Origin of the sequence: Moritella sp., from assembly GCF_033791185.1 — a bacterium.
GTDB lineage: Bacteria > Pseudomonadota > Gammaproteobacteria > Enterobacterales > Moritellaceae > Moritella.
The window spans coordinates 1-3,885 of the sequence record NZ_JASJHF010000214.1; the positions used below are offsets into that span (position 1 = coordinate 1).

The window sequence follows — 3,885 nt, forward strand, 5'->3', positions numbered from 1 at the left end:
CTTCATCTGTACCTTGGCTATAACTTGCAGCACTTAACGTCGAGTCCACAGAATTTCTTAATATAGGGTGCAAAGTAAAATCACTTGCTGTTGCAATAGTGTGTGTCTGTTCATTTTCGCTACCATTAACTATTACTACAATCGCATCATAGTTTGCATCAAGATCTGCTAATTCAGCGCCATCATCAATGCTCATCACAATTAAGCCTTGCGTTTGATTTTTGCCAATATTATGAAAACCAACTCGGTTAATAATATCTTCAGCAGTGGTTAATCTAAACAGTGGACTGGTAGTACGTATTTTTAAGAATTCATTAAATACGCTTGAAGCAAACATCGTATCTGACATTGCGACACTTGTTAAAGGACTTGAAGCTAACGACACTAAGTCATCGTCACTTCGTCCACCTTTATCAACGGCTAAACCTTTATTCCAGTTATTCGATGCAAAAGTGAAATCAACTAAATTGTACCAATCGCCCGCATCATAAGTATTTCGGTCTAATGACTTAGAGCGTAAGAAATCGCCGCCCATTTGTAAAAAAGGAATACCTTGTGAAAGTAAAATAATTGATTGTGAAACATTTTGCGCGCGAACACGCTCGCTGTTGCTCATATCAAAATTAAGTTTGAACTGTAAATTATCCCACAACGTTTCATTATCATGTTTTGACACGTAGTTAATCACATCAGCAGGGTCTTTGGCATACATACCAAAAGCACTTCCGGCGGCGTCAGTACCATTAAAGTTTTTCAAAACATAATCAGTTAACGTACCCGCCATACCTAATTTAACAATATCTTGCTGTTCAAATGGATAATCTGAAGAAGCGTCATTATTAAATAATGTGGCATTGCGAATGCCGTCACGAATACGATCGTTATAGGTGGCCATTTCAGTGCCTGCCATGTTTTCTTGATCGGCACGTTCAAAACCGCGAGAGTCTTTATACCAACCTTCACCATAAAAATGATTGTCAGGGTCAATGGCTTGCACTGATTCACGAGCAGCAAGCATTTGTGCTTTAGAACCTTGACTCATAATGTCAAAACGGAATCCGTCAAACTGATATTGCGCGGTCCATTGCTTTAATGAGTCGACCATTAACTTGTCCATCATACGGTGTTCAAGTGCAGTATCACTACAACAAGTCGAGTTAAGTACTGCGCCCGTTTCAATATCACGGCTGTGATAATAACCAGGAACGGTTTTATCTAATACCGAATTATCCCACAAGCCCGCTGAGTTGGTATGATTGTAAACCACATCAAGAACAACCCTAAGGCCGGTGTCGTGCAATGCTTTGATCATCGAACGCATTTCAATAATACGCGTTACGCCATCAGGGTTTGAAGCATAAATGCCGTCAGGTGCATTAAAGTGTTTCGGATCATAACCCCAGTTAAAGCTGTCATAACCACGCATTGCTTCTGTTAATTGTGCAGTTTCGTTAGTATAAGAACTGTAACCTTCAAAAACTGACTGCAAAGTAGCGCTTTCATCTTCTACACCACACACTGGTGCATCGGCGTTTAACGCACATAAATCACCAACAGTATCGGTCATATCAACCAACATTTCTGGATCTTCATTAATCGTAGCAATATCGTTTGCAGGTAACATATGGAAATGGGTTAAGCCATTTTCAACCAATGTTTGTAAATGCTGCATTGGCATTGAATCAACTTCGGTAAATGCTAAGAACTTACCGCGATTAGCCACTGAAGTACTTTCATCTCGAGCACTAAAATCACGAATATGGCCTTCATAAATAACCGCATCTTCGTAGTTTTCAATGGTCATAACTTGATGACCTTCCCAACCTTCTGGCTGTAAATCAATGTCGTTTAAATTTACAAACTGAGAATATTCACCATTAGTCGATAAGCTCACTGAATATGGGTCTGTGCTTTGGATCACTTCTATGGCTTTATTTTGATGATGATAAATTGATAGTTCAAAACGATAGAACTGACGGTCAAGGCTTGCATCACCTTGATAAGACCAAATACCTGTCATTGGGTCTTCGGTCATAGCAAAACTATTCGTCATAGCTTTAGTGGCATCATAAACGTTTAATGTCACGTTTTGTGCGGTTGGCGACCATAAAGAAACTAACACGCCGCCGTCTTCATAAACTAAACCAAGCGTTGCTTCATCGGCATCCATTTCACCTTTAGTATAAAGATCGTCAAGCACTAAATCGGCTTGTACATTGGTTGCAGCTGCTGTTTCACCATCGGTATTATAACCAACTAATACTAACTGGTTTTTCGCTATAGCCTTTGCTTCTGCAACAGTCCAGTCGCCAATAAAGGCCGGCCAATCTGCAACTAATGGTGCTGCTGCCATTTGCTCTTCAGTTAGAGTAGCTTCAACAAGTTCAACTACCGTACCACTGACCATATCGTTATTTTCAACGTCGGCAGCAATACCCGCTTCAACGGCATGATGTAATTTAACCGTTGAAACAATGTCGAAATCAGGATTCCATACGAACGTGTTCGCATCTATCCAATGTGCTTTAAACCCTTCTATAGACAATGGCTGCTTACCTAAAGAAACAACAGCGTATTCAAATATTGAAGCATTGCCGTCAAAAGTAAAATTCATTCTTTGATATGTTTCATCGTCTTGCATCAATGGCATTTGAGAATTATTAGGGCCTAAGGCCTTTCCTGCATCGTCAGTACCCGTATGAAGAATAAAGTTACCACAAGCATTGTGATCTTCTTTTAAGTTTATAATCCAATAAGCACCATAGGCTGGGTCGATACCATCAAACTGATGACCATTGCTCCAATCACTTACATCAAATGGCGCAGCATATGCATCACACGTGGCATCATTCCAAGTATGAAGTCGGTAACCTTCATAAGATGGATCGTTGGCGCTATTATCCGCCCCTTTTGCCGCACGATTATAATAAACAATCGCTTCATTGGCTGCGGGAAAATAAACTGGGATTGGGGCATTAGGATCAACGCCAACCACACATTTTTCGTTAAGTGCATCGGGTACTGTCGGCGCATCACAAGCAATAGGTGGTGGTGCTACACAACTTGCTCCTGCTACATTTGGAATGAGTGGCACATCACAGGTTAACAACACGCCTCCGGGTTCTACATCACTGCTTCCGCCACAGGCGGATAACACCATTGATACCAAAGCGATAAGCATGAATTTTGCAAGCTTAGAGGTGGTAAACATAATTTTTTCTCCTAATTCTTATAAAGTTACTTTTAAATGTCACTGAGATTAAAACGAGTAATTGAAGCCAAAATACACTTGGCGGCCAAAGTACTGCGTAGTGCCAGAGAATTCTTCTTCTCCAAAGTAACTTTGCGTAGGTTCATCGGTTAAATTATTTACTTGCACTAACAAGCCTAGATCTTCATTTATTTGATAAGATGCTTGATAGTCAATAACGGTTTCAGCGGCATAATTTACGACTTGCTCATTAACGCCCCACTGCTCTGAAACAAACTCATCGCGGTAACGTGCACTTAATCGAGTCTCAAAACCTTGATAGCCCCAAAACAGAATGGCAGTAAACACGTTTTCAGATAATCCAGGTAAAGATTGAGTTCGTTCACTACCAGCAAGATCGGTTTGAAATTCAACTTCACTTTCGGTATGTGAGTAACTTAAGTTAACGCCCAAGCCAGACCATACACTTGGTAAGAAAGAAAATACCTGGGTATAGGCTAATTCAATGCCTTTTATATAACCGCCTTCAGAATTATTCACCGAGGTGGTGAATTCTCCCACAGGATCAACATCTACTGGTACACCGCTTTCTGGGTCGATTACTGTCTCAGGGACGTAAAAACCATTTTCAGAAAAGTTAAAATCGTACATAGTGATGGTTTGAATAAATGATT

The 3,885-nt window shown here is 40.4% G+C and carries 2 protein-coding genes; both read right to left on the reverse strand.

Annotated elements, in window-relative coordinates; genetic code table 11:
* Positions 1 to 3,211, reverse strand: a 3,211-nt coding sequence (locus QNK26_RS12680; RefSeq protein ID WP_319223455.1) for an alpha-1,6-glucosidase domain-containing protein, incomplete at its 3' end; no start/stop codon positions are given.
* Between the two features lie 48 nt (positions 3,212 to 3,259).
* Positions 3,260 to 3,885, reverse strand: a 626-nt coding sequence (locus QNK26_RS12685; RefSeq protein ID WP_319223456.1) for a TonB-dependent receptor domain-containing protein, incomplete at its 5' end; no start/stop codon positions are given.